This is a genomic window from Streptomyces sp. NPDC007157 (assembly GCF_040634235.1).
Lineage (GTDB): Bacteria > Actinomycetota > Actinomycetes > Streptomycetales > Streptomycetaceae > Streptomyces.
Genome location: NZ_JBEYFE010000015.1, coordinates 187,828 through 202,933 on the forward strand (window position 1 = coordinate 187,828; position 15,106 = coordinate 202,933).

Annotated in this window: 9 protein-coding genes and 1 pseudogene; 6 read left to right on the forward strand and 4 right to left on the reverse strand. The window is 70.7% G+C overall.

The annotated features are described in order from the left end of the window. Positions 1–565: 565 nt before the first annotated feature. Positions 566–763, reverse strand: coding sequence for a DUF4236 domain-containing protein (locus ABZ642_RS26675; protein ID WP_351728923.1), 198 nt, complete (start codon positions 761–763; stop codon positions 566–568). A gap of 373 nt (positions 764–1,136) precedes the next feature. On the opposite strand from ABZ642_RS26675, the gene acnA reads away from it, so the two are divergent. The 3 genes from acnA (at position 1,137) to ABZ642_RS26690 (ending at position 6,227) form a co-directional block, all read left to right on the forward strand. Next, positions 1,137–3,851, forward strand: coding sequence for an aconitate hydratase AcnA (gene acnA / locus ABZ642_RS26680; RefSeq protein ID WP_360488959.1), 2,715 nt, complete (start codon positions 1,137–1,139; stop codon positions 3,849–3,851). A gap of 142 nt (positions 3,852–3,993) precedes the next feature. Then, complete coding sequence (locus ABZ642_RS26685; RefSeq protein ID WP_360488960.1) at positions 3,994–4,719, forward strand: response regulator transcription factor; 726 nt, start codon at positions 3,994–3,996, stop codon at positions 4,717–4,719. Then, on the forward strand, positions 4,716–6,227 hold the full coding sequence (locus ABZ642_RS26690) for an ATP-binding protein (RefSeq protein ID WP_360488961.1): 1,512 nt from the start codon (positions 4,716–4,718) through the stop codon (positions 6,225–6,227). The genes ABZ642_RS26685 and ABZ642_RS26690 overlap by 4 nt, the downstream gene beginning before the upstream one ends. A 31-nt stretch (positions 6,228–6,258) precedes the next feature. Here the strand turns inward: ABZ642_RS26690 and ABZ642_RS26695 are convergent, their stop codons facing one another. Further along, on the reverse strand, positions 6,259–8,526 hold the full coding sequence (locus ABZ642_RS26695; protein WP_360488962.1) for an NEW3 domain-containing protein: 2,268 nt from the start codon (positions 8,524–8,526) through the stop codon (positions 6,259–6,261). 425 nt (positions 8,527–8,951) lie between these two features. On the opposite strand from ABZ642_RS26695, the gene ABZ642_RS26700 reads away from it, so the two are divergent. Together ABZ642_RS26700 and ABZ642_RS26705 are read left to right on the forward strand one after the other, a co-directional pair. After that, positions 8,952–9,611 (forward strand): MSMEG_1061 family FMN-dependent PPOX-type flavoprotein, encoded by a 660-nt coding sequence (locus tag ABZ642_RS26700; protein ID WP_360488963.1) that lies wholly within the window; start codon positions 8,952–8,954, stop codon positions 9,609–9,611. 130 nt (positions 9,612–9,741) lie between these two features. Beyond that, a pseudogene (locus ABZ642_RS26705) lies at positions 9,742–10,041 on the forward strand (AAA family ATPase); the annotation flags it as partial. Positions 10,042–10,077: 36 nt separating this feature from the next. On the opposite strand, the gene ABZ642_RS26710 reads toward ABZ642_RS26705, so the two are convergent. Further along, positions 10,078–10,509, reverse strand: a complete 432-nt coding sequence (locus tag ABZ642_RS26710; RefSeq protein WP_360488964.1) for a GNAT family N-acetyltransferase — start codon at positions 10,507–10,509, stop codon at positions 10,078–10,080. A gap of 80 nt (positions 10,510–10,589) precedes the next feature. Continuing rightward, positions 10,590–10,997 (reverse strand): hypothetical protein, encoded by a 408-nt coding sequence (locus ABZ642_RS26715; protein ID WP_360488965.1) that lies wholly within the window; start codon positions 10,995–10,997, stop codon positions 10,590–10,592. An 805-nt stretch (positions 10,998–11,802) separates the two neighbouring features. Between ABZ642_RS26715 and ABZ642_RS26720 the strand changes: the two genes are divergently transcribed. Beyond that, complete coding sequence (locus ABZ642_RS26720) at positions 11,803–15,084, forward strand: GH92 family glycosyl hydrolase (RefSeq protein WP_360488966.1); 3,282 nt, start codon at positions 11,803–11,805, stop codon at positions 15,082–15,084. The last annotated feature ends 22 nt before the right edge of the window (positions 15,085–15,106 follow it).

Sequence of the window (15,106 nt, forward strand, 5' to 3'; positions counted from 1 at the left end):
CCCGGCGATGACGTGGACGGGGGCGTCCAGCGGCGGACGCCGTCGGTTTCCAGGATCGGCGTTCCGGGCATTTTGCCGCCCTCTTTCCCGGCCGATCCGCGGGTCTCCGGAGACGGTCCGGAAAGATTCCCGGAGATCGACATACCGGGCTGTTCCGCGGCGAATCGCAGAATCATCTCCCCACTTCTCCCGGACGGACACTCCACCATCGGAGACCACTTCGAGGTCGCCATGTCGCCGACCGATCTTTTCGGTCGTGTCGGCATCGACCTCACGGTTTCCGGAACATCGGGAACGGTTTCCGTGCCTGTCACCGGAGGCCGTGAACTCAAGGGCGCCCGCGCCGACCGATTCGGGACCGCCGCCGAAATCACGGAGGCCATGCGGAAATCCGGTCCGCTCCAGGTGTCGACCCAGGGCAACCGGTCCGTCGACGGGTTCGGCCCCGTGAACCGCCACGTTGTGCGACACGCCGACGATCCACCTTGTGGGTTCCCCGCTCCTCCGTCCGGACCCGGACAACGCCGCGGGCGGACCGCTCGGGTCCCCGGTCCGCCCGCGGACGTCACCGGCGGCGCTCCCTGGAGGTGCGCCGCCACCCGAACGGTCCGGGCAGATCCATCGACGTCGTCCGGCGCCCCGTACTGCTGTGCGTGTGCCGGGGTCCGTGCTTGCCCCCGGTGGTGATGGACCAGGAGTGCCGATTGATGTTGAGGCGCACTCCGGGCAGGATCCGGAAGCTCTTCCGGAAGGTGAGCGGCATGACTGGGACTCCTTTCGCTCCTCCCGTCGGCTACCCCCACTCCGTGAACTGATGGGCGCGAAAACCGGATTGACTCACGGGTGCTCGATCGGGGCCGGGTGGTCCGCTCCCGCACGCCCGTTCGGGATGTGGTGATTCGCCCCTCGGGGGCCGGTGCCGGACACGCCGCGGGGGCAGCGGAGAACGGGTCCGGGCATGACCATCCGGCGCCCGTGTACTAGAGTTATCTCGACATCGAGATATCTGCCTAGGCGCACCGTAGCCGCCACCTCTAGTAAGGCATGCCTAACTTAGCCTGGCCTTACTGGATCGGCCAAGTCGGCGTGGCGGCACGATTGACGGTGGTACGCGCACATCAATGAAGGAGACTGTCGTGTCGGCGAACAGCTTCGACGCCCGCAGCACGCTGCAGGTGGGCGACGAGTCGTACGAGATCTTCCGGCTGGACAAGGTGGAAGGCTCGGCTCGCCTTCCGTACAGCCTGAAGGTGCTGCTGGAGAACCTGCTCCGCACGGAGGACGGCGCGAACATCACCGCCGACCACATCCGTGCCCTCGGCGGCTGGGACTCGCAGGCCCAGCCCAGCCAGGAGATCCAGTTCACGCCGGCCCGCGTGATCATGCAGGACTTCACCGGCGTGCCCTGTGTCGTGGACCTCGCCACCATGCGCGAGGCCGTGAAGGAGCTCGGCGGCGACCCGGCGAAGATCAACCCGCTGGCCCCGGCCGAGCTGGTCATCGACCACTCCGTCATCGCCGACAAGTTCGGCACCCACGAGGCCTTCGCCCAGAACGTCGAGCTGGAGTACGGCCGCAACCGCGAGCGCTACCAGTTCCTGCGCTGGGGCCAGACCGCCTTCGACGAGTTCAAGGTCGTCCCCCCGGGCACCGGCATCGTCCACCAGGTGAACATCGAGCACCTGGCCCGCACGGTCATGGTCCGCGGCGGCCAGGCCTACCCCGACACCCTGGTGGGCACCGACTCGCACACCACCATGGTCAACGGCCTCGGCGTGCTCGGCTGGGGCGTCGGCGGCATCGAGGCCGAGGCCGCGATGCTCGGCCAGCCGGTCTCCATGCTCATCCCGCGGGTCGTCGGCTTCAAGCTGACCGGTGAGCTCAAGCCCGGCACCACCGCCACCGACCTGGTGCTCACCATCACCGAGATGCTCCGCAAGCACGGTGTGGTCGGCAAGTTCGTCGAGTTCTACGGCGAGGGTGTGGCGGCGACGAGCCTCGCCAACCGCGCCACCATCGGCAACATGTCGCCGGAGTTCGGCTCCACCGCCGCGATCTTCCCGATCGACGACGAGACCCTCAACTACCTGCGTCTGACCGGCCGCAGCGACCAGCAGGTCGCGCTCGTCGAGGCGTACGCCAAGGAGCAGGGCCTCTGGCTGGACCCGAAGGCCGAGCCCGACTTCTCCGAGAAGCTGGAGCTGGACCTCGCCACGGTCGTCCCCTCCATCGCCGGCCCCAAGCGCCCGCAGGACCGTATCGTCCTCGCCAACGCCGCCGAGCAGTTCAAGAGCGACGTGCGCAACTACGTCGCCGACGACGACGAGGCGGGCAAGGAGTCCTTCCCGGCCTCCGACTCCCCGGCCACCGCCAACGGCGTCCCGACCAACCCGGTCACCGTCACCGCCCCCGACGGCTCGACCTACGAGATCGACCACGGCGCGGTCACCGTCGCGGCCATCACCTCCTGCACCAACACCTCCAACCCGTACGTCATGGTCGCCGCCGCGCTGGTGGCCAAGAAGGCGGTCGAGAAGGGCCTGACCCGCAAGCCCTGGGTCAAGACCACCCTCGCCCCGGGTTCCAAGGTCGTCACCGACTACTTCGAGAAGGCGGGCCTGACCCCGTACCTCGACAAGGTCGGCTTCAACCTGGTCGGTTACGGCTGCACCACCTGCATCGGCAACTCCGGCCCGCTGCCGGAGGAGGTCTCCAAGGCGGTCAACGACCACGACCTCGCGGTCACCTCGGTCCTCTCCGGCAACCGGAACTTCGAGGGCCGGATCAACCCCGACGTCAAGATGAACTACCTGGCCTCCCCGCCGCTGGTCGTCGCCTACGCGCTCGCCGGCTCGATGAAGGTCGACATCACCAAGGACGCCCTGGGCACCGACACCGACGGCAAGCCGGTGTACCTCCAGGACATCTGGCCCACCGAGGCCGAGGTCAACGAGGTCGTGGCGAGCGCCATCGGCGAGGACATGTTCAACAAGTCCTACGCCGACGTCTTCGCCGGCGACGCCCAGTGGCAGTCGCTGCCGATCCCGACCGGCAACACCTTCGAGTGGGACGCGGAGTCGACGTACGTCCGCAAGCCCCCCTACTTCGAGGGCATGGCGCACGAGCCGTCCCCGGTCACCGACATCGCCGGTGCCCGCGTGCTGGCCAAGCTGGGCGACTCGGTCACCACCGACCACATCTCCCCGGCCGGCGCCATCAAGGCCGACACCCCGGCCGGCAAGTACCTCACCGAGCACGGTGTGGAGCGTCGTGACTTCAACTCCTACGGCTCCCGCCGAGGCAACCACGAGGTCATGATCCGCGGTACGTTCGCCAACATCCGCCTGCGCAACCAGATCGCGCCGGGTACGGAAGGCGGCTACACCCGCGACTTCACCCAGGCCGACGCGCCGGTGGCGTTCATCTACGACGCCTCCCGCAACTACATCGAGCAGGGCATCCCGCTGGTCGTCCTGGCCGGCAAGGAGTACGGCTCCGGCTCGTCCCGCGACTGGGCCGCCAAGGGCACCGCGCTGCTCGGCGTCAAGGCCGTCATCGCCGAGTCGTACGAGCGCATCCACCGCTCGAACCTGATCGGCATGGGCGTGCTCCCGCTGCAGTTCCCAGAGGGCGCCACCGCCGAGTCCCTCGGCCTGACCGGCGAGGAGACCTTCTCCTTCACCGGCGTCGAGGAGCTCAACAACGGCACCACGCCGCGCACGGTCAAGGTCACCACCAACACGGGCGTCGAGTTCGACGCGGTCGTCCGGATCGACACCCCCGGTGAGGCCGACTACTACCGCAACGGCGGCATCATGCAGTACGTGCTGCGCAGCCTGCTCCGCAAGTAGCCTCAAGGGGCCTGTGAGGGCCGCGTCCCCGGTCAGCCGGGTGCGCGGCCCTTCGCCGTACCTGTGCGCGGCCGCCGCGGAACATCGCCAGGGCTCAGCCGGAACACAGCGTTCCCCCAGCGGACCGGCACAGACTTGATACATGTCTGCCACCGCAGGGTCCCGAACCGGCCGAGTCCGCGTCCTGATCGTCGACGACGAGCCCGGTCTCACCGAGCTGCTGTCCGCCGCCGTCGCGGACGCGGGCTGGCGCCCCTACCCCGCGCTCGACGGACAGACGGCCCTGCGGCTGGCCCGCGGCTGCACCCCGCACGCGGTGGTGCTCGACGGGATGCTGCCCGACCTCGACGGCCTCCAGGTACTGCGCAGACTGCGCTACGAGATGCCGAGGCTGCCCGTCCTGATGCTCACCGCCCGCGATGCCGTCGAACACCGTATCGACGGTCTGGAGGCGGGGGCCGACGACTACGTCACCAAGCCCTTCTCCGTGGCGGAGGTGATGCTGCGGCTGCGCGGACTGCTGCGCCGGGCCGGCACCGAACAGCAACCCGCCGACGACTCCGTACGCGTCCTCGGCGACCTGGTGCTGACTGGGGAGACCCGCGAGGTACAGCGGGCCGGCACCCCGATCAGGCTGACCGCCAAGGAGTTCGACCTGCTCAGCCTGCTCCTGGACCATCCACGCCAGGTGCTGAGCAAGGCCCAGATCCTCGACCACGTCTGGAGCACGTCCTTCGACGGCGGCGGCAACCTGGTCGAGGTGTACATCTCCAGTCTGCGCCGCAAGATCGACCGGGGCCGGACGCCGATGATCCACACCGTGCGCGGCATGGGTTACGTCGTACGGGCCGTGGAGGACGGGAGATGACCGCCCGGCTGGGGAGCCGGTCGCTGCGCACGCGACTGCTCGTCTTCATCACCGCCGTCCTGGTCTGCGTCTGTGCGGCGCTGGCCCTGACCACCGCCTTCGCCCAACGCGCCTATCTGATGGGCAACCTGGACGACCGGGTGAGCGACGCGGTCGAGCGCAACGCGGGCGGCGCCGCCCTGCACCCGGAGCTGACCCGCGACCTGACCTTCCTCAACGAGGGCGGCCAGCCGGCCGGCATGCTCGCCGCCCGCATCGACGGCAACGGCGACATCCTCAGCGCGGCCGTGGTCACCCAGGACGCGCCCCCGCGTTCGCTCACCGCCGCCCAGACCGACGCCCTCAAGGGCATCGCGCCGAACGGCTCGCCGGACACCCGCACGGTTCCCGGCCTCGGCACCTACCGGGTCGCCGCCCTGGACGCAGGCGGGATCCGCGTCGTGACCGGCCTGCCGATGGACGACGTACTGGACATGATCGGAGACCTGGTGGAGGTCGAGGCCGCGGTCGCCGCGGTCGGTCTCACGGTCGCCGGCTGCGTGTGCGCGGTGGTGATACGACGACAGCTGCGCCCCCTCGGCCGGGTCGCCGCCACCGCCGTCGAGGTCTCCCACGCGCCCCTCGGCCACGGCCAGGTCACCGGCCTGACCCGGGTACCGGAACGGGACACCGACCCCGGCAGCGAGGCCGGCCAGGTCGGCGCCGCCCTCAACCGCATGATCGACCATGTCGAGACCTCGCTCGCACAGCGCCAGCACAGCGAGGAACAGGTGCGCCGCAGCGAGGAGCGCATGCGCCGCTTCCTGGCCGACGCCAGCCACGAACTGCGCACCCCGCTCGCCTCCATCGCCGGGTACGCGGAGCTGATGAACCGCGGCACCGACCGCATCGAACCGGGCCTGGCCTGGCGCCGGGTCAACGCCGAGTCGGCCCGGATGCGCAGCCTGGTCGAGGACCTGCTGCTGCTCGCCCGCCTCGACGAGGGACGCCCGCTGCAGTCCGCCGAGGTCGACATGGCCGCGTTGGTCGCGGAGGCGGTGTGGGACGCGCGGGCGGCGGGCGCCGCACACCTCTGGCAGCTCGAACTCGACCTGGACGGCCCGGCGCTGGTCCTCGGCGACGAGGCCCGGCTGCACCAGGTGGTGGCCAACCTGCTGGCCAACGCGCGGGTGCACACGCCCGCGGGTACGACGGTGACCGCCACGGTCGGGGTCACCGCCGCCGCCTGCGTGATCCGCGTCCACGACGACGGACCGGGCATCCCGGCGGAACTCCTGCCCGCCGTCTTCGAACGCTTCACCCGGGCCGACTCCTCCCGGACCCGCGCCGGTGTCCTGGAAGGCGGCTCGGGACTGGGCCTGGCCATCGTCGCGGCGATCACCACGGCCCACGGCGGCCGGATCGACGTGCAGAGCCGGCCGGGCCGTACGGAGTTCACCCTGGAACTCCCGGTGGCCGAACTCCCGGCCGCCGGAACGGCGATGCGCGCCCGCACGGCGCCGGTCTGAGAAAGCACCGAGCGCCGCGCGGACGACACCCCTAGGGGGTGGTGGTGAACGAGTCGAAGTCGGCCTCGCCGGTGGTGCCCGAGGCGTGCGAGGTCTGGGTGAGGCCGACGTCCTGGGTGGCCGCGGCGGTCGGGACCGTGACCGTGCCGACCAGGTTCCAGGTGGAGTCGTCGGTGGAGTAGTAGCCGCTGTACGTGGTGCCGTGGCGGACCAGCTTCAGCCACGAGGGGTAGGTGGCGGTCCCGGCGGAGTCCTGGGAGTCCAGCCGCCCGTCACCGTCGCTGTCCCAGTCGAGGAGGTAGCCGTTGCCGGGGGTCACGACCAGGGCCAGGTAACCGGGGGAGGTGTCCGGCTGGGTGATGTCGTTGCGGACCATGATCCCGGCCTTCGCCCAGACGTCCGTGTCCGACTGGGAGTCGATCTTCACGGTGGTCGTGGAACCGTCGTGCTCGGCCCCCGGCAGATAGACCGTCCCGTACTCGTTCGTCCCGTTGTACAGGTCGGCGCCCTGGGCACGGATGCCGAGGCCGGAGCCGGACTCGCTGAAGCTCGCCGTGGTGGAGGCGAACGTGCGGTACGGGGCCGTCACCTGGTGGTTGACGGTGATCGTGTCACCGGCGGTCAGCCGGGTCCTTGCCGCCGACCGGAAGCGGTAGGTCGCCGTCCCCTGGAAGTCGCTGGAGGCGAAGAGCTTGGCCGAGGGCGGGATGGACACGGAGTAGGTGGCCTTCAGCGCGTGGCCGCCGCGGATCGTCCGGGCCCGCGTCGCGGAATGCGTGGTGATCTTCGTGCCGGACGGCCCGGTGAGGGCCAGGCCCCCGTCGGTGATCGGCCGCGATCCGTTGTCGGACAGGACCGCGGTCACCGTACGCGTGGTGCTGTCGCTCGGCGCGGGGGCCCAGTTGAGCGCCAGCGAGACGTCCGGAGCCGCGCCGGCCACCGTGTGGTGGGTGCCGTGGACCCGGTACAGGACCACGCCGTGCGGCGGCACATCGGCGGCGATCCGGCCCGCGGACTCGGTCAGCCGGTGGCTCCACAGGTCCCGCAGGCCGTAGTCGTGCGCCGCGGGCAGACCCAGCGCGGCCGCCGTCGTGGCGACCTCCCGGGGCGCCGAACCGGTGTTGAACAGGCCGACGACGGCGTCCCCGTCGGGCTCGGTCTTGGCGAACACCTGGGAGTCGCCGTCCGCGGAGATCCGCCGGGCGTCGATGCCGTCCTGGTCGACCGCGAGGACGTCGGTGTTCTTCAGCAGGGCCAGGTCGGCCGGGTCGAGGTGGGTCAGATCGGTGCCGAGCATGAGCGGCGAGGCGGCCAGCGACCACAGACTCAGCTGGGTCCTGCGCTCGTCCGGGGTCAGGCCGTTGTGGTCACCGTTGCCGATCTCCAGGGAGTCGTAGTCGTTGTAGCCGCCGGGACCGCCGTACGGCGCCCACGCGGCGACCTGGTCGAACCGGGAGGCGACGGAGGCCCAGGTGGTCAGCGGGTAGCTGCTGCCGTCCGGTCCGCAGTAGCACTCGATGTCGCCGCCGGTGCGCCAGCCGTTGGAGAGTTTCTTCCAGGTGGCGGCGTTGTTGATGTCGAGGTTGTTGGACAGCGCCAGGTGGATGGGCCGGCCGGTCCCGCGCAGGGCGTCCGACCAGGCCTGGACGTCCTGTTCGTCGGGGGTGCCGACGCCGTCGATCTTGAGATAGTCGATGCCCCAGTCGGCGAACTGGCCGGCCCAGGAGTCGATGAACGCCTGAGCGCCGGGCTTGGTGTAGTCGATGCCGACCATGCCGCCGCAGTTGTAGTTGTTCTCCGTCGTCGTGGTGGCGATGTCCTGGGCGTGGTACGGCGTTCCCTGGATCGCGGTGTTCTGCGCGACCGCCTGCCGGGAGATGCCCGGAGTGACATAGAGCCCGAACTTCAGCCCGAGGGAGTGGACATGGTCGGCCACGACCTGGATGCCGTTCTCGCCACCGCGGGGCGGGAACTTGGCGGGATCGGTGACCCAGCGGCCGTACTGGTCGACGTCCGGACCCTGGCTGCCCGGGCACTGGTACCAGAAGTCGTCGACATTGGCGTACACGAACCCGTTCTTCGCGAGGCCGCTCGTCTTGAGCGCCTCGGCCTGCGCCTCGATGGTCTGTGCGGTCGGATTGCGGCGGACGAAGCTCCAACTGCTCCACCCGAGGGCGGGTTTGAGTCCGACACCGTTGTCATCGGCTTGCGCCGGCTGGCCGCCGGTCGCGGTGATCCCCATCGTGAGCAGCAGCGCTCCGGTGAACGCGGCCAGCGTCCCGCGTATGTGTCTTCTCATGAGTTCTTCCTCCATCGCAGCGCCCTGACAGCGCGACGGTCGGTATCGGAGGGTCGGGATCCGGCCGGGACGGCTGTTCGCGCGACCCACCTGACTGACTCAGAAAGCGTCAAGAACCAACGTTGTGGGCGCGACAAGTGAACATGACCCAACGCCAGTCACCACCAGTGCGCTTGGCCAAGAAAGAGTCAAGTCTGTGGGCGCACTGTGGCATCGCCGCCCGGCAACCGCGATGTCCCCCGACCGCAGAGCACGGCCCTGGCCTTCGCTGATCGCCCGCCAGGACGCCCGGACTCGCGCCGCGTCACCCGCCGGGGGCGAGCTCGGCGGCCGGCTCGCCCGGATGCCGGCACGACAGGGCGTCCCTGTGTCCCCGCCTCCATCGACCAAGATCGATCGCAGGTCGGCCCAGTAGGGTCGGAGGTATGACGACGCCTCTTGCCAGCAGTGTCTTCGACTCGCTCCGTCTCGACGCCGTGCCCGATCAGGAGGCGCTGCGCCGGGTCTACGAACTCCCCGGCGCCGCGGCCGTGCGCAAGCAGATGACCGAGCTCACCGAGCGGACCCGGCAGTTGATCGGCTGTTCGTCGCTGGTCCTGGTCGCCAGCGCGGACGCCGACGGCAACTGTGACGTCTCCCCGCGCGGCGGTCCCGCCGGGTTCGTCGCCGTCCTGGACGCACGGACGCTGGCGATACCGGACGCGACCGGCAACAAGCGTCTGGACACCCTGCAGAACGTCGTCGCCACCGGACGGGCCGGGCTGCTGTTCATCATCCCGGGGCGCACCACGACGCTCAGGGTGAACGGCCGGGCCTGCGTCTCCACCCGCCCGGAGCTGCTGTCCCAGCTGACCGCCGTGGGCAAGCCGCCGGCCAGCGCGCTGGTGCTGGGGATCGAGGAGGTCTACCCGCACTGCCCCAAGTCGCTGCTGCGCAGCGGAGCCTGGAAGCCGGAGCAGTGGCTGCCGGCGGACGCCCAGCCGACCTCGGCCGAGGTGACGCTGGCCCAGCTGCGGATGCCGGAGCTGACGATCGCCGACATCGAGCAGGCGGAGGCGGACTCGCTGAAGTACCGGTACGAGTAACGGGCGGACCAGCGGTCGCTGAACCAGCAGCCGGCCGAACCCCCGGGCCGGCCCGCCCCGTGACCAGTCGTGGGGCGGCCCGTTGGAGATCGCCGAACTGCCGGTCGACCCGGGCGGCCGTGACGGCGACTGCTGGTCCCGTGACGAGAGGTCCGCCATCCGCCGGCTGGCGCAGTCCGCGAACGCGTCCTGCCGGCTCGTGTATCTGCCGGTGGACCGGGAAACCCAGCGGGCCCGGATCGCTCACCGTCAGGCGTCGGCCCCGGAACAGACCTTCCCGATGACCGAGACGGACCTCTCGCGCTGGAGGGCTCGCTTCGAGGAGCCCGATGCCGCGGAACTCGCCGGCCACGACATCGGTGCCCCGCCCCCGGGATGGCCGACCTGGCGCGAGTGGGCCGCCGACCGCTGGCCGTCCCTCACCGTCTGACCGCCTCGCCTCTCGGAAGCCCGTGGTCCCTTCCGGTCACGCGGTGGACCACTTGAGGTGGACGGCGGTCTCGTGGAACTCCAGGGCGCGATAGAAGCCGGCCGCCCTGCGGGTCGGCACGGTCACCTCGACGTCCTTCGCCTTCCGGGCCCGTGCCTGAACGGCCCGGATCAGTGCGGTACCCGTACCGCGGCCACGCGAAGGCGCGTCCACGGTGAGTTCGAGCAGTTCGAGGATGGTGCCGCCCGCGAAAAGGGTGGGCATGCGCAGTGCGAGCGCGTACCCGACCACACCCGAGTCCGCCTCCGCGACCAGGAACTCGGCCGTGCCGTCCGCGGCGGCCGCGATGATCCGGGGGAACGTGACGGCGTCGAAGACCGCCCGGTCGGGCCGGTGGCTCGTCACGAACCCGCTCAGCAGACGGTAGACGGCGTCGGAGTCCGAGGGGGCGGCGTCGCGGACGGTCATGCCGGCCGGCCGGCCATCTCGTCGGACATCATGGTGCACACCCGTCGAGACTACGGTGGGCGGCGCCTGCCGTCAGGGGATCAGTCGTAGGGGTTGATCGACCCGCCGGACGAGCTGCAGTTGTCGAAGGTCGTGTCGCGGCAGACCGTCACCCAGAGGCTGTGGATGCCGCCGTCCAGGCTGCCCGACAGGCTGCCCCAGGTGGTGGTGGTGCCGCACCCGCTGGTGTTCCAGTGGTTCGGGTACTGGAAGCCCGGCACGGTGACGTAGAAGAACACCGGGTGGGCGTCGCAGGAGGTGTCACTGAGCTTCACGTTGCGCAGGGTGAACGATTCCGAACCGGTCCAGTCGACGGTGAGCGAGACGGAGGCGCCCGTGGTGCTGGCGCTGAGCGGCTCGTTGTCCGCCGCGTTGGCCGTGCCCGGCGTGAGCCCCAGGGCCGTGGCCGCGAGGCCGGCGGCGATGGCTGCGATGCCACGCTTCTTCATGGTTCCTCCCGTGTTTTCGAGCGTGTGTCCGGTCGTGTGCCCGGCGTGAGGTGTTATCCCGCCCGGCCGCAGCATGCTGTCGGCGCGGCCGGGCGCGCGCCAAGGAGTTCCGGGCAGCTTGGGATGCCGGGACGGCGGTGGCGGGTTGAACTGCGCCATCGCGGAGTCGCCGGGACGCCGCTGGGACGGCCGCCCGCAGAGCATCGACCGGCGACGACCGTGAGCCCCTGTGCCGGTGTCACTCGAGACGGCGGAGCCTTCCCTGCCGTTTACAGCCGCCCCCGTCCGCGCTAGCGTCACAGAGGAGCGGGGTGGGAGCGCTCCCATCGACCTCGGTGGACCGGAACCCGCCGAGGTACCGGGCCCGCTTCCGCCCCGTGTCCGTCTCCATGACCCGCGCACGGCCGCTCACCCCGCACAGGGGCGGATCTGTCATGGTCGGTCGACGCCGCTGATCCGCTCTGGGCGGACCCGGTGTCGGTGCACACCGGGTCCGCGAGCCGGGCAGGGAGGGGGGTGGGGTACCTGCCCGGGGGAAGGGGCTCGAACTGCCTCTTGCGCGCCGTGCTGTTCGGCTTGTGTCGACGCTCTGGAACACGACAACGTTGTCTGATGGTCTGTACATGACTCTACCGCCTCAACCGACAACGATGTCAACCCGCTTCGGGTAGCCCGACCGGGTGAACCAGGGCGGTGCCGGTCCGGGGGTGGGCGGTCTTCCGTGTTACCGGTGGCGCACGTTACTGTCCCTGCGGCTTGTGCGACCTGTGGTGCGCGACCCGTCCGAAGGAGGAGGGGCCGCGTCATGCGTTTCCGTCCCATGTCCCTGCTGCTGGCCGCGGTACTCGCGACCGGCGGTGCCACCCCCGCCCTCGCGGCGACCCTGAGCGGGCCACCCGAACGAGTCCCCGAACTGGTCAAGGACCCCACGGCGTACGTGGATCCGCTGATCGGCACCAAGAACGGCGGCGACACCTTCCCGGGCGCCGTCGTGCCGTTCGGCATGCTCTCCTGGAGCCCGGAGAACACCAGAGGCGACGCGACCAGAACGGCCGCGCCCGGCGGCTACCAGTACGACGCCACCCGCATCCGGGGCTTCAGCCTCACCCATATGTCCGGCACCGGCTGCGCCGGCGGCAGCGGCGACATCCCCTTCTTCCCGTACGCCGGTGAGGTCACCTCGTCCCCGGCGAGCGACACCAAGGACGCCGTCTACGCCTCGGACTTCAGCCACGCCGACGAGACCGCCGAGCCCGGCCACTACAAGGTCGGCCTCGCCTCCGGCGTCACCGCCGACCTCACCGCGACCACCCGCACCGGCTCGGCCCGGTTCACCTACCCGGCCGGCAAACCCGCCTCGTTGCTGATCCGCACCGCCAACTCCGAGGTGGGCTCGGCCGATTCCACGGTCACCATCGACCCGGCCACCCGTACCGTCTCCGGCTCGGTCACCTCGGGCGACTTCTGTGGCTACCTCGACCCGGAGGGCCAACGCGCCTACTACAAGCTGTACTTCACCGCCCGCTTCGACCGCGCCTTCGCCACCACCGGCACCTGGCAGGACGACAGGCTCAGTCCGGGGTCCACGGCCGCCTCCGGCGGCACCGGCGGCTTCTCGACCGGCGGGCGGCCGGTCGCGGGCAAGGGGGCAGGCGGATACGTCGAGTTCGCGCCCGGCACCGGCCCGGTGAACGTCAAGGTCGGTATCTCGTACGTCAGCCGGTCCGCCGCCGAGGCGAATCTGCGGGCGGAGAACCCGCCGCAGCGCTCCTTCGACGCCGTCCGTGACGCGGCCCACCGCGCCTGGCGCGACCGCCTCGGCGCCATCCGCGTCGGGGGCGGTACGGACACCGACCGCACCACCTTCTACACCGCCCTCTACCACTCGCTCTTCCACCCGAACGTCATCAGCGACGCCGACGGCCGCTACCGGGGCAGCGACGACCGGGTGCACCGCGTCGGGCGCGGCCACCGGGCGCAGTACGGCACCTTCTCCGGCTGGGACGTCTACCGGGACCAGGTCCAGCTCCTCACCCTGCTGGACCCCGGGACCGGCTCGGACATCGCCCAGTCGCTCTACGAACTCGCCCGGCAGAACGGCGGGATCTGGGACCGCTGGCTGCACGGCGCGAGCGGCACCCACGTCATGAACGGTGACCCCTCGCCCACCGCCCTCGCCGGTATCCGTGCCTTCGGCGGCACCGACTTCGACCTGAAGGGTGCGCTGCACTCCCTGGTGAAGGCGGCCACCGTACCGACCGCCCAGGACCTGTCGGCGGCGGGCAAACCGGTGCTGTCGGTCGGCCAACGCCCGTCCCTCGACAAGTACCTGGACAAGCACTACATGCCGTCCGTCTCCAACGCCTGGGGCGGCGCGGCCGAGACCCTGGAGATGTCCACCGCCGACTTCGCCCTCTCCCAACTCGCCGCGGCCGCGGGGGAGAAGAACACGGCGGCCACCTTCGCCGACCGCTCCCAGTGGTGGCAGAACACCTTCAACATCGCCGCCGACCCCGGCGGCGGCTACATCGCCAACCGCAAGGCCGACGGCAGCTGGGTCACCGGATTCACCCCCGCCACCGGCAACGGGTTCGTGGAGGGCACGGCCGCCCAGTACACCTGGATGGTCCAGCACAACCCGGCCGGGCTGTTCGCCGCGATGGGCGGCACGGACCAGGCCCTCGCCCGCCTCGACGCCTTCTTCCACAACAGCGACGGCGGCTGGGCCCTCACCGGCAGCGGCGGCGACAAGTCCGAGCTGGACAACGAGCCCTCGATCAACGTGCCCTACCTGTACGACTACGCGGGCGCTCCGTACAAGGCCCAGGAGACCGTCCGCGCGGCCATGACCACTCTCTGGTCCACCGGTCCGGGCGGTATCCCCGGCAACGACGACCTCGGCGCGATGTCGTCCTGGTACGTCTTCTCGGCGCTCGGCATGTACCCCCAGGTCCCGTCCCGTGCCGAACTCGTCCTGGCCTCACCCCTGTTCGAGCGGGTGGAGATCGACCGCCCGGGCGGCAACGACATCTCGATCCGCGCCCGGGGCGCGGCCGCCGACGCCCCGTACGTCCAGTCCCTGAAGGTCAACGGCCGTACCAGTGACCGCGCTTGGCTCGACAGCTCCTTCGTCCGGGACGGCGGCCGCCTCGACTACACCCTCTCGGCCACCCCGAACCGCGCCTGGGGGACCGCCTCCGCACCGCCGTCCTTCCGCCAGGGCGAGCAGCCGTACCAGATCGGCGTCGGACCGACCACCGCGACGCTCGTCCCCGGTGACAGCACCCAGGTCGGCATCCGTGCGCTGTCCCTCACCGGCGGCACCGGCCCGGAGGTCCGCTTCCGGGTGGCGACCCCGGACGGCGTCGAGGCCACCCCGGCCGAGGGCACGGTGACCGACGGCTCCCAGCAGATCACCCTCGCCACCACCTCCGGCACCCCCCAGGGCTACTACGACGTCCAGGTGACGGTGACGTCCACCGGCACCTCGTACTCCCAGCCGGTGGCCCTGACCGTCGCCGCGCCGGGCTCGCTGCTCGCCGCCTACGACAACACCGGTGTCTCGGACGACGTCGGTGACCACGACGAGGGCGACTTCGACGGCGGCGGCTGGAGCTACTCCCGCCAGGCCCTCGCGGCGGCCGGCCTCACCGCGGGTGCCCAGGGCACGGTCGACGGCCTGGCCTACACCTGGCCGAACGCCCCCGCGGGCCGCCCCGACAACGCGACGGCCGCGGGCCAGACCATCGAACTCGGCACCCCCGCAGCCAAGTTGTCGTTCCTCGGCAGCGCCACCAACGGCAACCAGTCCGCCCCGGCGACCGTCACCTACACCGACGGCAGCACCGGCACGGTCGACCTCGCCTTCACCGACTGGACCGTCGGCGGCGGAGGCGGCACCGTCCAGTACGGGAACGAGACCGTCGCGAGGACCGCGTACCGCAATGTCGCGGGCGCCGACAAGGACCCCGTGGCCACCTACGTCTTCGCGACCAGGCCGTTCGAGGCACCGGCCGGCAAGAGCATCAAGAGCGTCCGGCTCCCCGAGAACACCGACCTGCACGTGTTCACCCTCGCCACCGGCTGAGACGGAGAAACCAAAAAAAGGG

What these genes read in the sequence shown, in the direction of transcription:
- ABZ642_RS26720 (WP_360488966.1), top strand. Translation starts at nt 11,803, where the DNA reads ATGCGTTTCCGTCCCATGTCCCTGCTGCTGGCCGCGGTACTCGCGACC.
- ABZ642_RS26675 (WP_351728923.1), bottom strand. Translation starts at nt 763, where the DNA reads ATGCCGCTCACCTTCCGGAAGAGCTTCCGGATCCTGCCCGGAGTGCGC.
- ABZ642_RS26690 (WP_360488961.1), top strand. Translation starts at nt 4,716, where the DNA reads ATGACCGCCCGGCTGGGGAGCCGGTCGCTGCGCACGCGACTGCTCGTC.
- ABZ642_RS26695 (WP_360488962.1), bottom strand. Translation starts at nt 8,526, where the DNA reads ATGAGAAGACACATACGCGGGACGCTGGCCGCGTTCACCGGAGCGCTG.
- ABZ642_RS26700 (WP_360488963.1), top strand. Translation starts at nt 8,952, where the DNA reads ATGACGACGCCTCTTGCCAGCAGTGTCTTCGACTCGCTCCGTCTCGAC.
- ABZ642_RS26710 (WP_360488964.1), bottom strand. Translation starts at nt 10,509, where the DNA reads ATGACCGTCCGCGACGCCGCCCCCTCGGACTCCGACGCCGTCTACCGT.
- ABZ642_RS26685 (WP_360488960.1), top strand. Translation starts at nt 3,994, where the DNA reads ATGTCTGCCACCGCAGGGTCCCGAACCGGCCGAGTCCGCGTCCTGATC.
- ABZ642_RS26715 (WP_360488965.1), bottom strand. Translation starts at nt 10,997, where the DNA reads ATGAAGAAGCGTGGCATCGCAGCCATCGCCGCCGGCCTCGCGGCCACG.